The following is an 18585-nucleotide window of genomic DNA, read 5'->3' on the forward strand; positions in this document are numbered from 1 at the left end:
ACATTTTTTGTACAGATTTTAATTATACATTTGTAACGAGAAATATGCTGAATCGCAGACTACACCGGACTATTGTTGGCGGGATAACAGGAATTGTGTTATTCTCGGTTATAGGAGCATGGCTTTTGGTCAGCCTGACTTCTCTTTTTTTTACTTTTGTCTGTATCTGCATAATTATAGCCCTGGCGATCATGCTGGTGAGGAAAATGGAGAAAACCGATCGACAACTGGAAAGCTTCTTCAGCGCAATCAATAATAACGATTTCAATGCTCACTTCACGGAAAAGAATGATGACAAGTTCCTGAACAAGTTGTTTCAGGAAATGAACCGGATTATAACGCAATTCGAAAACAATCATACCGAACTGGAAGAACGCCGTTTTTATTACGAGAGTATCATCCGGGTATTGACACATGAGATAAGAAATTCCATTACACCGATAGCCTCTTTGTCTGCCGATCTGATCAAATACAGCGATGAATATGGGAAAGAAGGAATGATCGACGGCCTGCAAACCATCAACCAGCAGGTACAGCAACTGAACACATTTCTGAATGCGTATCACCGGTTAACACATTTACCCGATCCGGTCAAGAGCAAAGTAAAGATCTGTACTCTGTTCGATAAACTCAACCGATTATTGAACTCGGAACCGGGCAGTGAGAATGTCCGCTATATTTCATCGGAGAATGTAGAGATTCCACTCGATCCCAATTTGATAACATTGGCATTGATCAACCTGATCCGCAATGCCCTGCAGGCAACGGCAAATAATCCGCAGCCGGAGATCAAGGTTGAAGCAGAAAAAGGAGCAGCCTGTTCATTCATACAAGTAACCGATAACGGAGATGGTATTCCGCAGGACCGGCTGGATGATATATTCACTCCGTTCTATTCTACCAAGAAAGAGGGAAGCGGCATAGGACTTCCGTTATCCCGACGCATCATGCAGCTTCACGGCGGAGAACTTACTGTGAACTCGGAACCGGGAGAGAAAACCGTATTTAGCATGACGTTCCCGGCTCATCTACAAACCAGCTTTTCTTAATATATAAAAGCAACTCGTACTAAAAAAATTCCTTAGATACGGGACAGAAGAAATAAGTTTACCCAACTTCCTCGGTGATAACCCGAACTTAGTCTCGTAATGCGGATTTATAAAATACAATTGTTGATCGATAATCCGGTACCCGGCCTGTCGCACAACGTTACGAAACATTTCAATGGTACATTTCGTTTCCTTGATACTCAATAGTTCTTTTATTGTATCTTCTTTTTCACCACATAGTATCATCAGCCATCGATAGAGAATCTCAGGAAGTAAATGTATAAAAGGCAAATGTGAAATAATTCTCCCTTCTGCAATCTGCTGATGTCCACCGAACGGCATCTGCCAGGCGGGAAAAGCGACAAAGAGTATCCCATCAGAGACCAGATAACTTTTCATATCGGACAGGAATTGAGATTTATCCCCGATATGTTCAATCACGTCGTGTATCAGAATAAGAGGAAAATGTTTTCTCAAGTCTCTTAACTGAAAAATATCAGAGGCTATAAATAGTCCCTTTTGATTCTTTCGGGAGAAGAAAGTCCGGGCCTGCTCGATTCGCAAAGTAGCAATATCCACTCCGACAATTTCACAACCCTGTTCGGCAAAAGGGAGCAAATTACCTCCTTCTCCACAACCTACTTCCAGCACTTTATCCGGAAGATCTCCTATTATTTCTTCTATATACGGAATATAATATTTTTTAGAAGTCCGTGCCTGTTCTTCAAAATAACGCTCACGGTTGATATGTCGTTCCTGCATCTTTTCTGTTTTATTATCTATTAATATGATAATGGTTCAGGGGAAAGACTGCATGCCTAAAACGTTTTTTACTAAGATATCGTTCTTTCTACCAACTGAAACGCAAGCCGACAGGAACGGTGAATGTCACCGGATGCTCCCTTCGGATAGTACGTAGCCCGCTTCCGTCGGGAATATAATAATTGAGAGTCGGTTCTACATAGAAACTGATATGAGGTGTAAAATGATATTGTACACCTGCACTGGCATTGACCGACCATTGCAGAGGCACAGCCAATGACTGACGGCTTATGTCGATGGGGACACTATCCGTTACATGTGAAGTACGGAGCGTTCCTTTCAACGGAATATCGACCTGGACACCGGCTGTCGAGTAGAACGAGAGCTTCCTGAAATGCCCCCAACGATAAGAAACACGAAGGGGAAGACCGATGTAATGGAGCTTTTGCGTTTCCTGGATACGGTAGTCTTCGCCAGTGATAAAATCAGATTTCAGGAAAGTATATTGTAATCCTGTTTCAAAGCTCCAGCGCTCGTTCAGCTTTTTGTTTACAGAAAGTCCAATGGTTATAGGAGCATCATGGTGCTGATGTTCTACAATTTTACCCCGATTCCCCTCAGCGATCTGCATCAGCGTAAGTGAATCGCCTAAAGCTCCTTCCTGATAACGGGTATGCAGATAGGTGTAATAATCTTCCCATGTGCTTACTTGCTGAGGAAGATCCGGATTTCCTTCACTGCCGGAATGAGGAGTAGCAATCAGTTTGTAGAGATTCTGAGCCAGTTGTGGTCCCAACGATCCGGCCAGCATAAACTTCCATTTATTCGACTTCCTACTCTGCCGCATAGAGACAAGCTCTTTTGACGGATACGGACTGAAAACGATCTTACGAGGCAATTCGTTGATAAATAAAGGCTTTACAGCTGGTCGTACATCCACAGTGATCTCTTCCGGAAACAGCAGGGATGACATCTTTACCGCATGCCCCGACGTCGGGGCAATAAGCATCTCCGAAAGTTGCGGACGCTCAACCTTACCAGAGAGAACGACCGGTTCCGGAGAATCGATCTGCTTATCTCCTTCCTTTTTGTTTGTTTCCGCCTGTTGTACCAGGTCCTTAGGTGGCAGTTTTTGCTGTCGTGGCCACCGATACACATATTTGTAGAACAGCGGTACAAGGAGTAGCAACAGTAAAACCAGAAGTAAACGATACTCACCGAGCATCTTTTTCAACAAAGATTTCGCGCGATATAATTGTGAAGACGATGAGTGGGGAGCGATATTCAGCAAATCACCGATCTCTTTATGGGGTAACCCTTCCAATACCGCCAGTTTAAACACTTTCGAATAACCTTCAGGCAAGTTCTCCACCAACCCCATTATCTGGTCATACGATACAAAATCGGCGTCAAAAGAACTTTCCGCCGGTTCATCTTCTTCGGACACCTCTGACAAGGGAATAATGTTTGCTGCATTATTCTGGTTAAGATAACGGAGAGAAATATTTTTCATAACAACTCCCATCCAACTCTCCAGCCTCTCCGGATCACGCAACGAAACGATAGACGTGAAGATAACAATGAAGCCGTCATGAAGCAGGTCCTGTGCGATTTGTCTGTCGGACACATAATGGAGGCATATCCCCATCATTTTCCCCGAATAAGTTTTATAGAGTAAGTCCAGCGCCTGCTCATCACCCTTTTTGCACAAATCAACCAGCTCCCGTTTATCCATGTATTACAGCACTAATATAGTTATGATACACCAACATAGAAAAGACTGCACGGATTTTATCTTTTTTTTATCTTTGCACCTACTAACTGAAAGATAAATTTATGCAAAATACAGAATTGATCGTACTGGGAACAGGCAATGCAACCGTTACCCGATGTTATAATACCTGCTTTGCCCTGAAACAAAACAACGCTGTTTTACTAGTAGATGCAGGAGGAGGTAACGGCATTCTTTCTCAGTTAAAATTTCTCAGGAAATGTGTTTGTTCCGGAAGACCTTGAAAAACCTGTATTATGACAGGTATATCATAACATCGCTTTATTCTTCTTTTCCATAATAAACATAGCCAGTCCTGCCATCTCCTGTTTGTCGACAACAACATACCCTACTTTCTCATACAGGTATTTTGTATTCGGTGTCTCTTCGCCTGTAAACAACAGATATTTATCACAATGAGGAACATATTTCTCTATCTCACACATCAAAGCGTACCCAATTCCCTGATTCTGATAATCGGGATGCACAATCAGTTTTCCGACATGACAAATATGATCTTTATCCATATGGGCACGAACCGAACCGACTATCACTCCTTCGTCTGACAGATATTTCAGGATAATACTTTTTTCATATTCATTCCTCAGTTCATCAATTGTCTGGTGTAAAGGCGGTAAATCAAAATTATTCATCCATAATGCTACTTCCGTAAAAGCCTTCTTTTGCAAATCTATGATATCCGGCAGGTCTTCCAATGTTACCTTTTGGATAACACCACCCACAGTCCGAATCTTCGGTTGATACTTAACATCAATAACTAACCCGACTCCAACTTCATGGATAGGAATATGTCGATGGATCTCGGCTTTTGCAGCAAAAGACACACAATGGCAAGGATATAGCTCTTCGATATGGTTCATTTGGAAATAAGCAATCGTCTGTCGCAACTGTTCCGACACCTCAAAAAGATGAAAACCTCCGATCACACCGATTATACGCTTTTCATTACAAACAGACTTTGCATATTCTATAATATTACAAATACCGCTATGAGAGCAACCGGTAATAATAAATAAACCGTTCCCATTGTTATATACCAAGGCTGTATCATCCGCGACAAAGTCTTCCGAACAAGCCGGTCCGTCTACCAAAGTGCCAAAAGATTTACGAGGTTCAAAATCATTTAAAGACGGGATCTCACCCAAGAAAGTGATATGATCGCTTATCTTCATCGGTTCGCTCGACAGGGTTAGTCTGAAATTCTCTCTTAAACCGGCTTCAGATAAGGGAGAACCTATTGAGAGTTCTCCACATTTCCGTTCCTTAAAAGTATCAGGATGTGCTACGATATGTACATTAGTCCCTATCTCTCCTGACCAGTATTGCAATCCGCGGGTATGATCGTTATGCCCGTGGGAAAAAGTAATGACAGAGACCTGTGTCAGATCGATACCCAACGCTTCCGCATTACGGATGAAAATATCCGAATAACCTGTATCGAGCAATAAACGGGTTTCGCCATCTTCTATATAATAGCAAACTGCCGGTTCCCCTAAGTAATACTGATCTATATATGTATTATTATCAACTAATACCGTAAGTTTCATATCTGACCTGATTAGAAATTGATTTTGCAGTCCTAGCGAAAAGTAAAGATATAAATTAATCGCCAGGCTCCGCTAAAACTATCTTTTATAGAAATCTCTATACCTGCATTCAGCCTTTTCCAGTAACTCCTTATCCAGATCCGGACAGTCGACAAAGAAAGAAGTTTCACATTTGATATCACCTTTCTTTATCATTTTTTTCCAGTTTCCGACAATCTTTCCGTTATGTAAGATCACAGGATAAAAAGTTCCGTAGTTATTAAAGGCTTTCGGATGATGCTCTTTATCCATCGCAGCTGTCCGGTCTTTATAACTGATCAGATACTCGTCAAAAGAAGGTAGAAAATGCAGAACCTCATTACTCTTGATTCGCTTATCCCAAAGCTGATGAACAAATAACTCCTGTGAAGCAAATTTATCCTTGATCAATTCCGAATCGATAAGTCCGATCGCCTGGCGTGCCTCCGTCGCCGACAACCCCGACCACCAGATGAAATCATTCAGGCTGGCTGGCGAATGACTACAGAAGTATCTTCTTGCCAATAAAGCAATCGACTCTTCCCGTGGTAATTCTTTAGCCATAGGAGCACGTTCGGCTAGCAAAGCATAAGTAGCTTTCCCTCCTTTGTCCGCTCCGCTACAGACAATAGCTTCCTGTTCTGCCCGCGTCAGCAGATATCCTATCCCTTCAGCATCAGAGATAATACCGGAATTTACCATCTCTTCACCCAACTCCTGTTTAGTCAAATGATTATTCCCTGCCAATACCTTTATAAAATGATCATTCGCTTTGGAATAAAGCTCTTCCGATATATTTATTCCGTTCCCTTTGGCAAACGTATTACATGCCGTTATGATCCGCTGCGAAGACAACTTCAACATCCAACGAATATCGTCGGAAGTAACCATATGCCACGTCGGACGCATCACATGGGTACGAAGGATCTCTCCTTTCTGAAAGGCATCCTCAACAGTCTTCAACGAACCGGATTTCAACCGGACACCAAGTGCCCATCTGACCATTCTATAATCTTGTGCCTGAACAGCTCCCATCCAGGCAACCAATTCCTTTGGATCCTTAAACTCTGGTTTTACCAATTGCTGGCTCCACAAACGAATGTTTGTTATTCTATTGAGTGGCATTTCTTTTTTAGTTGTCTCTTATTATCTAATTCGTTTGTAATCTTATTCAACGGTATTTCGTGAAATTATACTTATCACGTAAAGTTTGTTGCTCTTCAATGTTTAAGGAAGTGAAATAAGCTTTCCATCCCGGACAAAAATCGATATGCCAACGCCAGAAACGCCCCAGCAGAGATTGTGGCTTTTTATCATGCCTTGCCCTCAAAGGGCATTTGTTACAGTTATGACTCATAATAAGTAATTTTACAGATCTGCACAAAAGTAATAAAAAAACAGCAAGTACCTTCACAGGCACTTGCTATCACCATCAATTATGTTGATACTCTTCTAAAAGAGACCTTCCGGTTCTTACCTTCCTTGATCCGGGATGCGAACCGGTACATATTCATTTTTACTTTCCCTTTGACAAATTCCGGAATATTATACGACTTGGTAAGGCATGTATAATAATCGGCAGATTCCTGTGGTAAAAGAAACGGTTTCGAAAGGATACCGCCTTCATCGACATGGGCAATAAAAGGACGCGTATACAATCCATCCAACCGTCGGCTACTAAATACAACCCACTTACTGTTGGACGACCAGGAATGATAACTATCCGTATCCGGACTGTTCGCTTCCTCTGTTGAAATCTGTTCGCCTGTTGCCAGATCGAACATACAAAGATCTGCATCTTTATGCCAGATCGGAAATGTTCCGTAAGAGGTAGTCGTACAAAGCAGATACTTTCCATCCGGAGAAACGCGGGGGAACAAGATACTTCGCTGTTCTGTTTCCGCATGATAAATCGTATCGACCGCAGATCCGAATATCCCCCTTTCCGGATCGAACGAAATACGGCAAAGACTGTAACGAAGCTCTTTTAATCCTCCCGGAACCTTCACAGCCGGGGCTGAACAGAAATAAAGAGATTTCCCATTCGGTGAAAAAGTAGGAAATGTCTCAAAACGATTCTTTGAAAATAAAAGTCCGGTTGTCAGAATCGTCTGTTTTTCCACATCATAGACAACAACATCGGAAGCTTTGTCATAAACCTCCGTCCGATGGACCGGATGCGTATCCTGAGTCGTATTGTTAACAGAAAAAGCGATATATTTTCCAGACGGGTGCCATGACGGATAAACCAGCGGTGATATAGTATTTTCAGTCTTCGTATCCAATGTCTCTATTTTCTCCCCGTCGATTAACACTGTGCACCCATATTTAGCACGAATATGGAGCAACATTTTATCCGGATCCTGGTTACAGAACGAATGACAGTTCATACAATTACTATCCGTCAGGCGGTTTTCCAGAATAGCCTCTTGTTTGAAAGAGTTGAGTTCTCGCTGATAGATACCCATACTACCCCACAACTGATAACCCGGATCAATCAAGCGATAAGCAATATACGAATCGATAGGATCTGTCGACACATCTATATGAAAAGTACGAAAGGCTTTCCATTTACCCTCGTCTTCCACCAACACAGAGATATCAACCTGTTTTCCTTTGCCCACAGCCAGCAGTTTCTTCCACTTCTCCTCCGGGATAGAAAGCGATCCATCCGACGTACATACAGAAAATGTATATCCTTCCGTCTGAAAAACCGTACAGACCTTCCCAAATCCCCGGACAGAAAAATTAAGCGGAGCCATTGTCGCAGGAATTGTCACATCTACATAATCCGGATAAACGGGTGGTAGCTCATCGATTTGAACGGAAGCGACAGGCGGCCGATCAGGAGAACATCCTCCTGATAACAATATAGCAAACAGAAAATATAACAATTGTTTCATTTATCCATTGTATTAAACATATAATAAAACCAGTAAGTCTTTCCATACTCGGGAGCCAATACTACTGCCGGGTTCTGTCCGAAACGGGTTCCCTCTTTTACTTTCTGCATAAAAGCCAGCGCCTGATTCCTTACTTTTACACTCACTCCATGTTCCAGCCAGAAATGCAGATCGTCAGGACGACAAATCACAACAGCCTCCTGCTGGCTATCAGTCATTTCAGGCCAGGCCGGAGTCCTGAAAAGAGATTCCTGCAAAACCATATATGTACCGATATCTTTATTCAGTAACAGGAATGATGTCAGATATTGCAAACCACTTTTATTATCCGGACAAGCCGGCACAAGATGTGTCAACGTACTGACCGGATCTGTATATAATTCAGGAATAGCAGCCTCAGCCTTCCAACAACGACGCTTTAACCCTAAAACAGGATCTTGTTCTACCGCCTGGTCGTTCTGCAGAAAACGACGGTAAGAAGAAGCCCACTCTTTATAATGCCAGGTATTTTCGAGCAGCCGGATATATTTTTCCGCTACCGGATAAGCTCCTGTTATAATATTTGTTTCCACCAGTCTCTTCAACATCCGTGGATTACCAGAAGGGCGGGAACTGACCAACGCCTCAAAAGCAAATTTCTGGGAAGTACTGATAATCCCCATACAATAATACAGATCACTATGTAATTCAGCCGTGAACACCGACTGATCCCAACGTAACATCAATGTCTCTATCCCTCCCTGCGGATAATCGAATAATCGTTCCGATAATTGTCCCGTCTGCGCTAGTGCCAGATTCAAATTACACATACGCCTTTTTGACAAAACTGTTTGGTCAAAACCAACTATGATCTTATCCCATTGCCCGGTACGGACATAATAGTCTTGCTGAAACTGGTCGAGAGCATCTATTTTTCCGAAATGGATGACACTTTCATAACCTAATAAAAAAATAATCGCCCATTGAAAACCTTCCCACCGACATTTCCCTTTAAAAGATACGGGAGAGTTATACTTTTTCAAAAAAGCAGCCAATAACATGGCTGCCGGAAGGGCATACCAGGAATAACAAATTAGTGAATTATGGACTTGCGGATTATAATAAGCATCCGGTAAAAAAGCCATAACGATATTCGGACTATATCCTGAATAACAACCGGCAACAGCAGAAATAACTGCAACCGGCAGATAAATGATACAAATATATTTCTTTGTTCCATTGGTCAGAAACTCAAAAAGAAAAGCGGAAACAGCAAATAAATGAGTAATCGGTCCGGCGATCAGATAAAGGAGAGGTATTATACATAGACCGTAAACAAGTCGGATACGAGGGGATAAGTTTACATATATCCATAAAAAAAGTAACAAAAACAAATAAGCTATCGTTCCCTGTTCCAGATAGTCGTAATCGAGGTGCATGATCAGCAAAGAGAGCCAGGGAAGAAAGAAAACAACAGGCAAATCATTCCGAATACTTATTTTTTTCAGAATCAATGAAGAGACTATAGCGACCAAAGTCAGAAGAAAGGCTGTAATAACGGGACCTATCCCTATAATAATATAAAACTGTGAAAGAAATTCCGAGAGATAAAGAGCCACACCACCAGCTTGCTTCCATGTTGCAGCAGCATACTGTCCCGTAAACTGAAACATTTGAAATTGTTCCTTAAAAGGATACAGGAAACGGAATACATAAAATAAGACTATAACTTGCAAAAAGAACAAGATAAATCCGGATGTCAGGTTCTTATATTTCATATTGGATAATTTCATAATAAGGAAATAATAAGAACAGGGGACAGATATGTTCCCATCCCCTGTTTTTATCAGTTAATAACGACCTGTTATTCCCAGCCCGGATTCTGCTTCAGAAGAGAACCGTAACTAGCAGATAATGTAATCTGGCTTGTCGGAACCGGATAATATAAACGCTTATCATTCGTAGTCCATTTACGACCCGCTTCGCTCAGACTTTTCCCTGAATACATGCGGATATAAGTTTTACCATTATATTCGAGTAAATCACGAGCTGTTGCTCCTTCGAATACTTCAGGTTGATATAATTCTTTTACTTTATCCGTGACACGCATACCCAGATATGTTTTGGGATTTTCAAACAATTTCATCGCATTCCAACGCATAATATCGTCATAACGGAAACCTTCTAATGCCAACTCGATACGACGTTCACGACGAATTTCATACAACAGCGGAGTTATTGAATATCCGTAATCAACCGGATCCAGATCAGCAACCGGAGAGACAGTCAGATGTTTCATATTAACACGGTCACGCAATTTATTGATCGTTTCATCTAAAACAGCTTGTGTACACTCGCTCAATTCACATTTTGCTTCAGCGTAAATCAACAGGATTTCGGCATAGCGGAAAACAAACCAATCATAAGAAGAAGTCTTAACAGCATCCTGCTGACTCTGACTTGCCGAAACCAGTTTAATAGGTGAATAGCCTGTAGATGTACCTGTCAATCCCGGTGCAGAATGAACAGTAGCCCCCGGTTCTTCAGAGCCACTGAATTCTTTCTTATCATTGATACCGGAATTTACCACACGCATACCATTACTTTTCACTGTATATGGACGGAACTTACTGTCTATAATCTGATACATACGAGGATCGCGATTTGTCATTTCATCATCCAGTGTTTCATCACCTTTATACGCCTGACTGTTTGCAATAGGTAAACCGTCCGTGCAAAGGAACGATTCTGCAAAATCTTTAGAAAGACCGGCACCTCCACCACGAGCAAGATTGTGAGTCAATACATCGGTTTCAAAAACACGGGCCAAAATACATTCTTTATTGCTTGCTAAATCCTCCTGTGTAAACTGGTTGGCATAATACAAAGGATAATTGGCAAACGCAGATTGGTTTGCTCCGGCATCCGACCCTTGTACAATATCATAAAGTCCACTATCCATAACCTCTTTAGCGAGAGTTGCTGCTTTTTGCAATAACTCCTGAGATGTAGGCGAAGTCGAAACATTATGATATTTTTTATACGTACCGTAATGCAAACAAACACGAGCCAAGAATGTACGGGCAGCATCCTTATGTAAAGCACCTACCTCTGCCGCGCTTTTCTCCGGCAGCCATTCGATTGCAAATTCCAGATCTTCGATAATTTTCCCCAATACCAAGTCACGGTCGTCACGTGCCTTATACAATTCATCGGTATCTGCAGTTGTCAGATCCTTATCATACCAGGGAACATCTCCAAATGTTTTAATCTTATCAAAATAGTCAAAAGCACGGAAAAAGCGGACTACGGCAACAACCGGATTCACTTCAGATTCAGAAGCATTTACCCGTTGATAACGAGTCATAAAATAGTTCAGGTTGCGAATATTATTCCAGTACCATTTTGAATCGAAATTTGCTTCAGAAGGTATAACCCATTCATTAAACAGCCACTGGTCGGGAGAAGCGGTTAAACGATTGTCACATCTTTCATCAAGAGCCGTTAAATCATCCAGATTTTCAGTTCCGTCTGACCTTAATCCCTTTCCTGTCAAATTCATGTAAAAGCCTTTGGCATAATTTTCCAGGTCACTTACCGTATTCCAATAGCTATTATCAGTAATACTGTCTTTAGGATTGAGATCCGTCACGTCACAAGCCGTAAATCCTCCCAATAATCCAAGACTTAATCCTAATAAAATATATATAGTTTTCATTGTCTTCTCTTGTTTTTACAGTGTTAAATTTAATCCAATTGCAACTTTTCTGTTAATCGGGTATGTCAAACCACCCAGAGTCTCAGGGTCGAATGCATCATTCAGCGGAGTGATAGTCAGCAAGTTTTCTCCTGTTACATATAACCTCAGACGAGAAATACCCCATTTGGCTGTCAGATTCTTCGGGATTGTATAACCTACCGTCAAATTCTTCAAACGTCCATAAGCTGCACTTTGCAAATAACGATCGCTTGTCACCCTGTTACCGCCATTTTGCCATCCCGGTCTTGGGAAATAAGCGTTCGTATTCGTCTCAGTCCAATAATCCAAAGCCGGAGTATACGGAACATCCCACTGGCTGGTGAAACCCCAGAACTGAGCGCCACTCAGCATATAATCACGCTTTCCTGTTCCTTGCCAGAACATTTCAAAATCAAAATTCTTATAATCAAACCCGACAGTAAGACCAAACTGATAACGAGGTGTTTTATTTCCTATAATACTCTTATCACCGGGATTATAGATTGTTTCCTCACCTTTTGTTATTTTACCATCACCATCCAAATCTTCGTATTTTACATCACCGGCACCCCATTTACCTGCATAAAGCTCACTTTGGTCTGCTGCAGCTGCTTCAGCATCCGATTGGAAAAGACCATTTGAATGATACCCCCAGATTTCGCCGATCTTCTGTCCTACATAATACTTACCATCATCATCGCTCTGTGAATAGAAACCAGCATCATTTCCAGCATATTTGGTAATTGTTGCCTGATAGTCAGATAAAACACCTTTTACCCAATAAGAGAGTCCGTTTTCTAACCGGTCGTTCCAACCTAAAGAAAGTTCCCATCCAATCGTCTTCATATCAGCAGAATTGCTTTTAGGAACACTCGCTCCCAGCGTTGCGGGTAAAGTTGCTCCTGCTACCAACATATCTTTCGTATTACGACGGTACCAGTCAAATGATCCGGTCAAACGATTACTTAAAAATGAAGCATCAAAACCAAAGTCCATTTGAGTAACAGTCTCCCAGGTAAAATCAGAAGCAACAAGTCCCGGAGCTTTTACAATAACGGGTTTGGAACCGTTGATCAAATAATTATAAGATGAATTTGTTCCATAAGTTGCTAAATAAGGGAAATTGCCCAAATCACCCATAACCTGATTACCTAGTGAACCGTAAGATCCACGAATCTTCATGTCATTCCACCAACCTTTCAACGGTTGCCAGAAGTTTTCTTCTGAAATACGCCATGCAGCAGAAACAGATGGAAAGAAAGCATAACGATGATCTTTCGCAAACTTGGATGAACCGTCATAACGTCCGTTTACTTCAAGCAGATAACGTTGTTTATAGTTGTAGTTAAGACGGAAGAAGAAACCATTAATAGCCCAATAGGTATCTTCTGAAGACATACTCTGTTCGCCTGTAGCCAAATCCAAGTCAGGAATGTCTTCAACAATCAGGTTTGTGCGCTTAGCATTATATTTTTTGTTAGACTTTTTCTCCTGGTTATAACCAGCCATAATTTTGAAATTATGCGTATTATCCAAGAATGATTTGGTATATTCTGCAAATGCGTTGAAAGCATAGTAATAATCTTCATTGGTCGTATAATTGGCATAACTCGGCTTTGTCCAACCATAAAGAGCTTCGGTTCCGGCAACTGCTGTATAATCAGTAAATGTCCGCTGAACCTCTGAAGAATTCTTGCTATATATATTATATGTATAATCTGCATTAATAACCAACCCTTCTAACGGAGTAAGCTTCACGGCACCAGTTAACCATATATCGTTGACCTTATATTTCGTATAGCCTCCTAAATCTCCGACAGCAGCAGGATTCGTGTTTCCATTCTGCCCGGAGTAGTTATTAACACCCTCATCTTCATAAACATAATCGCCTGAAGTCTGGATACCTAAACCGGAATCATTAATAGCAGCCGCACCAGGACTGTAAACCAGTCTGCCGGTATGCCCGAAACGTACAGGCATCAACGGACTTAAGTCATTTTTCAACATACCACCATAAGCATCAATTCCTGCCGTAGAGTTAGTAATAGGGTGATCCTCCGTAGAATAGTTGTCTGTGATTTTAGCACTTACCTGCAGCCATTTTGTCAATTGCGAAGAAAGATTCAATGTGGCATTAAATTTCTTGTAACTATCATCAGCAGTTTTCAAAATACCATTCTGGTCTGCAAAACCAACTGAACCATAATACGTGGTTTTTGAATCTCCACCACTGATATTAACGTTGTATTGTTGTGAAAAGCTTGTTTTGTACAGCTCATTAAACCAGTCTGTGTTACCACAATAAAGCCATCTACTTTGATCTTGTGATTGATCGAAATATTCCGGATATTTGTAAGAGCCATTCATATAAGCCTTTACGTAATCCAACTGTCCCGGAGTGATCAAAGAACTCATTCCACTATTTGCTGCTGCAATATCTCTCATTTCCAAATAATCCAGAGAGTTAATATTATGCATCCTTAATGCCGGACTTTGCCAATAACCGCTTGCAGATACGGAAATCTGAGGCTTTTGTTCACTCTTACCTTTCTTTGTCGTAATCAGGATAACGCCATAAGCAGCACGAGCGCCATAGATAGCGGCAGATGCAGCATCCTTTAAAACAGAAATAGAGGCAATATCATCCGGATTAACAAGGTTAGCATCCATTTGGACATTATCTACCAGCACCAGTGGGCTACCGCCATTAATAGAGTTATTACCACGAATATTAAAATCAGAGCTACTTCCCGGAGCCCCTCCTTTACTCATCGTTACATTCAAGTTGGGTACAACCCCCTGCAGCCCTTGTCCCACATTCGTAATAGGACGGTTTTCCAAAACATCGCCTGCAACCTGCGCTACAGCACCGGTCAAATTCTCTTTTTTCTGTGTGCCGTATCCTACGACCACCACTTCCTCCAAAGCTTGTGAGTCTTCCTTTAGTTTTACAGAGACTGAAGGTTGTCCTGTATACGTAATTTCCTGTGTTGCATATCCGATGTATGAAATCTGGATAACATCTCCTTTCTTTACATCTTCCAGTACAACCTTACCATCCATGTCGGTCACATTTCCGTTGGTTGTTCCTTTAATAATAACTGAAGCTCCGACCACAGGGCCGAATGAATCCTCTACCACACATGTGACCTTCCCATTTTGTTGGGCCAGACTTACTGACGGTCTCTCCGGCGTTATATCCGCAGAAACTCCTACGGGAACAGTTAAAACTCCCGCCAGTAGCATTAGACTTACTAATTTAGTTTTTTTCAACATAAAGTTATAATTTAAAGAATACATCTTTTATAAAAAGGGCGTCAGTCCTGCGTATGATCACTTATATTCATTCTCATACTATGAAATTTGGCGTACTTTTTATTCTCATTTGCTTGTTGTTTTTTATCTAGTTCTGAAAGAACTCTGTCCCTACATCGACATATTTATATACAGGGTACCAGCTTCATTCCATTGAGCTTATAAATTGTAAGGTATGGTATCAATTTCTTGATTTATTTTTAGAGTATTCTGCACATACACCTATTCCATTTGTTAAAATTGGACCATGCCACCACATTTTTATATAATTAAATCATGTTTAAGTAAATATTTTAATATATTTGTCTCGACTAAACAGAGTTCTTTCAGAACTAGAGATATTTTCACAATGCCTCTCATTCCACACAAACATCAACATTCAAGGGGACCATGTAAGTATCAGTAAAATAGCTTCGGCAAAATATTCTTCCATTATCAAATCGATACTTAAATCAGAATTCAAACATTTTTAACCGTTTCATATTCTCACATTTCCTAATTCTTGTTACTTTTGTGGTGAGTATTCTTCGGGGCAGGGCGTAATTCCCTACCGGCGGTGACAGTCCGCGACTCCTCTGTATCACAGGGGACTGATCTGGTGTAATTCCGGAACCGACAGTTAAAGTCTGGATGAGAGAAGAAGACATTATAATGTATAATATAATATCTGCCTATATATTTATATATGTAGGAGAATGTTATATGTAATACCTTCCAGCCCTGTTGTAATACCTTAATTATAAACAACTACTTAAAAACAGGGTTTGAAAATGAAAACGATCAAAGATTTCGGCATCGATTACAAAGCACGTGTAGAAAAAGCAATCAGTTACTTACAGGCAGGCAAGGGAATTCTACTTGTCGATGACGAGAATAGGGAAAATGAAGGCGACATTATTTACTCCGCAGAAAAAATGACGGTAAAAGATATGGCATTAATGATACGCGAATGCAGTGGTATCGTCTGTCTCTGCCTCACCCCTGAAAAATGCGACTCACTCGGATTACGTCAGATGGTAGGAGAGAACACAAGTAAGAATCAGACCGCATTCACCATCTCGATAGAAGCCAGAGAGGGAGTTACCACCGGCGTATCGGCAGCCGACAGGATACAAACGATCAAAACAGCCATTGCACCTGATGCAAAACCGGAAGACCTGTCACACCCGGGACACGTTTTTCCCCTGCAGGCCAAAGAGAACGGAGTGCTGGAAAGAAGAGGACATACGGAAGGAAGCGTCGACCTGGTCAAACTTGCCGGATTGGGCGATACAGCCGTTTTATGTGAATTAACCAACGAGGACGGAACGATGGCCCGACTTCCCGAAATCATTCGCTTTGCCACATTACATGACATGACGGTCGTATCCGTAGACGATATATGTAAATACAGAACATGCTAGTCAGACTTAAATGGCATGCAGATGACACGGATCAGACAAGTTAATCCGTGTCATCTGCATATTTTATTTCCCCGGCATATAAACGAACGAAAACGTATAAGGGGAATTATCCATATAATTAGCCAAACTAAATTCGACGGGATAAATACCATCTGTTCCTATACGTATAGCTTCTTTATAAGCAGTTACAACCTCTTGACCGCCTTTTTCGATTTGTACGTTCTTGTCTTTATCGAAATAAACATAGTAAATATCTGTTACTGAAAGCAGTTCTGTCTCCTGCTGCGATAAAGGTTTATTTCCCATCAGCTTATCTATAACCGCTTGTACCTCTCCCGGATCTGCATCCGACTCGACAATCAGCAAACCGACCCTGCCGTAAGTAACCGACGAAACATATGCCGCTCCTTTTTCCCTATCTGCCTCTTTTAATTCCTCCTGTATCAGTTTTTCAGGAATATCCATATCCAAGCTAAAGAATGTTCGTTTGAAAGAATAAATAAGTCCGTACTTCCGGGGCATATCTTTTTCCATATAAGATGCTCCTGACACAAGTTCATCCAGCTTCACACCCAGATTAATCATGCCGATCACATGCAATTGCTTATGATTATAAAATGACGATCCTTTTAAACTTTCAATAATAGCTCCACCTTCCCCGTTGGTTATTTGTTCTGCGATCTGCCGGGCAAAAACTTCCTGTTCCGACAACGAAGGAAGATAGGTTTTCATGACTTCGGAAACGGCCGGTGAAGATGTCGAAACGGTTATCGGATTGTATGTATATCCGGAAAAGCCGGGTATATATGTATTGGACCGAGCTGTTGGACAAACAAGATTACCCAGGTAGATATCATCTTGTATAGAAGGATTAATAAACAAATAATTAGCCCATCCTTCCAACTGATTTAATTTTAAATCATACTTCATCCGCTCAAAATGGAAGATAAATAATCCCGGCGATATGGCCATATCACCAAGTCCCTGTTGACTAATCTTCAACGGCTTATTTTCAGATTCACCCTGAAATACAACAACCGACTCCCTCCCCTCCAAATTACGATTTTCGGCTATGGAAACCGTTATCTCGGTCGATTGATCGCCGGAAGAAGGTGTAACAGTGATCCAATCCGGAGCAAAGTACAATTTCCAGGGGCGGTTGGTAGTCAGTTTTACCCGGAAACTGCTAACCAAGCTGCTTGAATTCAGCATGTAAGTATCCAATTCTATAAAAGGAGCGACCTCATCCAGCCCCAACTGTTCGACCTCCAATGCCTCGCTGGCTTTTCCCCGGATAAATAGCAAAGAGGCCTTTCGACGACCATTTTCCGGATTTTCTGCCACCTCTAACGTAATACCGTCCGAATAGTCACCCGACGTTCTGTCCATCGAAATCCAGTCAGGGACATCCTGTACCTGCCACGGACCGTTGCTTATAAGAGTCAGATACTCATTTCCTCCTTCCTGATTGATAGTCATGGAAGTTTTATCCAGTTTAAGCGTATCTTTTTCTCTTTCAAGCCCACTACAGGAAATCAGCAAAGTCGTCAGTAAAAGAAAAAGTACTAAATATAAAGGAAGTCTGCGTTTCATTATGTAAAGAATTAATATATCAGATAAATAAACCGCAGCCAAGTTATAAAATATTTCATACAATGTTACATATCCTAATGAGAAACCGACTTTGAAAATATATTAATGATTATAACCCCGGCTATAATCAGCCCCAGTCCGACCACTGCCGGCAAATCCAGAGACTGTTTGAAAAAGAGGAGTCCGATAAGGGAAATCAGAACAACCCCTACTCCCGACCAAATCGCGTAAGCAATTCCCACAGGAAGCGTCTTCAGCGTCAATCCCAGAAAATAAAAAGCACAAACATAAGCAATTACCGTGATCACCGACGGCACTAGCTTTGTAAATTGAGCAGATGCTTTCAACCCACTTGTTCCTACCACCTCCAGCACTATCGCCAGAAACAGAAAAATAAATTGCTTCATAACTTGATATTTCTATTTTGCAGTGCAAAATTAGCAGGTCGGAACCGGATAAAAATTATCCTATGGTAAATTCAACAA

Annotated in this window: 13 protein-coding genes, 1 pseudogene and 1 riboswitch; of the genes and pseudogenes, 3 read left to right on the forward strand and 11 right to left on the reverse strand. The window is 41.3% G+C overall.

What is annotated here, in order from left to right:
- The first annotated feature begins 44 nt into the window (after window positions 1–44).
- Window positions 45–1049: a sensor histidine kinase gene (locus IEY67_RS00115; RefSeq protein ID WP_183670563.1), complete on the forward strand. Its 1005-nt coding sequence runs from the start codon at window positions 45–47 to the stop codon at window positions 1047–1049.
- Here IEY67_RS00115 and IEY67_RS00120 read toward each other — a convergent pair.
- Together IEY67_RS00120 and IEY67_RS00125 are read right to left on the reverse strand one after the other, a co-directional pair.
- Window positions 1029–1811, reverse strand: a complete 783-nt coding sequence (locus IEY67_RS00120) for a class I SAM-dependent methyltransferase (RefSeq protein ID WP_122375167.1) — start codon at window positions 1809–1811, stop codon at window positions 1029–1031. The two genes, IEY67_RS00115 and IEY67_RS00120, sit on opposite strands and share 21 nt — an antisense overlap.
- An 88-nt stretch (window positions 1812–1899) precedes the next feature.
- Window positions 1900–3546, reverse strand: coding sequence for a sigma-70 family RNA polymerase sigma factor (locus IEY67_RS00125; protein ID WP_183670561.1), 1647 nt, complete (start codon window positions 3544–3546; stop codon window positions 1900–1902).
- A 101-nt stretch (window positions 3547–3647) separates the two neighbouring features.
- On the opposite strand from IEY67_RS00125, the pseudogene IEY67_RS00130 reads away from it, so the two are divergent.
- A pseudogene (locus IEY67_RS00130) lies at window positions 3648–3791 on the forward strand (MBL fold metallo-hydrolase); the annotation flags it as partial.
- A 60-nt stretch (window positions 3792–3851) separates the two neighbouring features.
- Here IEY67_RS00130 and IEY67_RS00135 read toward each other — a convergent pair.
- The 7 genes from IEY67_RS00135 to IEY67_RS00165 form a co-directional block, all read right to left on the reverse strand.
- Window positions 3852–5150 (reverse strand): GNAT family N-acetyltransferase, encoded by a 1299-nt coding sequence (locus IEY67_RS00135; RefSeq protein WP_183670559.1) that lies wholly within the window; start codon window positions 5148–5150, stop codon window positions 3852–3854.
- 78 nt (window positions 5151–5228) lie between these two features.
- The gene (locus IEY67_RS00140) at window positions 5229–6293 is read right to left on the reverse strand and encodes a winged helix DNA-binding domain-containing protein (protein WP_183670557.1); all 1065 of its coding nucleotides are present in this window, start codon (window positions 6291–6293) and stop codon (window positions 5229–5231) included.
- A 46-nt stretch (window positions 6294–6339) separates the two neighbouring features.
- Entirely contained in the window at window positions 6340–6525 is a 186-nt protein-coding gene (locus IEY67_RS00145) for a hypothetical protein (RefSeq protein ID WP_122351995.1), read from the reverse strand.
- 79 nt (window positions 6526–6604) lie between these two features.
- Complete coding sequence (locus IEY67_RS00150; RefSeq protein ID WP_183670555.1) at window positions 6605–8071, reverse strand: TolB family protein; 1467 nt, start codon at window positions 8069–8071, stop codon at window positions 6605–6607.
- Window positions 8068–9843: a DUF6057 family protein gene (locus IEY67_RS00155; protein ID WP_229800908.1), complete on the reverse strand. Its 1776-nt coding sequence runs from the start codon at window positions 9841–9843 to the stop codon at window positions 8068–8070. The genes IEY67_RS00150 and IEY67_RS00155 overlap by 4 nt, the downstream gene beginning before the upstream one ends.
- Before the next feature lie 71 nt (window positions 9844–9914).
- Window positions 9915–11768: a RagB/SusD family nutrient uptake outer membrane protein gene (locus IEY67_RS00160; RefSeq protein ID WP_183670551.1), complete on the reverse strand. Its 1854-nt coding sequence runs from the start codon at window positions 11766–11768 to the stop codon at window positions 9915–9917.
- Window positions 11769–11783: 15 nt separating this feature from the next.
- The gene (locus IEY67_RS00165) at window positions 11784–15065 is read right to left on the reverse strand and encodes a SusC/RagA family TonB-linked outer membrane protein (RefSeq protein WP_183670548.1); all 3282 of its coding nucleotides are present in this window, start codon (window positions 15063–15065) and stop codon (window positions 11784–11786) included.
- Window positions 15066–15623: 558 nt separating this feature from the next.
- Window positions 15624–15750, forward strand: a riboswitch (FMN riboswitch).
- A gap of 124 nt (window positions 15751–15874) precedes the next feature.
- Between IEY67_RS00165 and ribB the strand changes: the two genes are divergently transcribed.
- A complete protein-coding gene (gene ribB, locus IEY67_RS00170; protein WP_183670546.1) occupies window positions 15875–16507 on the forward strand; it encodes a 3,4-dihydroxy-2-butanone-4-phosphate synthase in 633 nt (210 codons plus the stop codon).
- 63 nt (window positions 16508–16570) lie between these two features.
- Here the strand turns inward: ribB and IEY67_RS00175 are convergent, their stop codons facing one another.
- Window positions 16571–18100, reverse strand: a complete 1530-nt coding sequence (locus tag IEY67_RS00175; protein WP_183670544.1) for a BACON domain-containing protein — start codon at window positions 18098–18100, stop codon at window positions 16571–16573.
- A gap of 74 nt (window positions 18101–18174) precedes the next feature.
- Window positions 18175–18507, reverse strand: a complete 333-nt coding sequence (locus tag IEY67_RS00180) for a DMT family transporter (protein ID WP_183670542.1) — start codon at window positions 18505–18507, stop codon at window positions 18175–18177.
- Between the last annotated feature and the right edge of the window lie 78 nt (window positions 18508–18585).

It is taken from the genome of Parabacteroides faecis (genome assembly GCF_014647375.1).
Classification (GTDB): domain Bacteria; phylum Bacteroidota; class Bacteroidia; order Bacteroidales; family Tannerellaceae; genus Parabacteroides; species Parabacteroides faecis.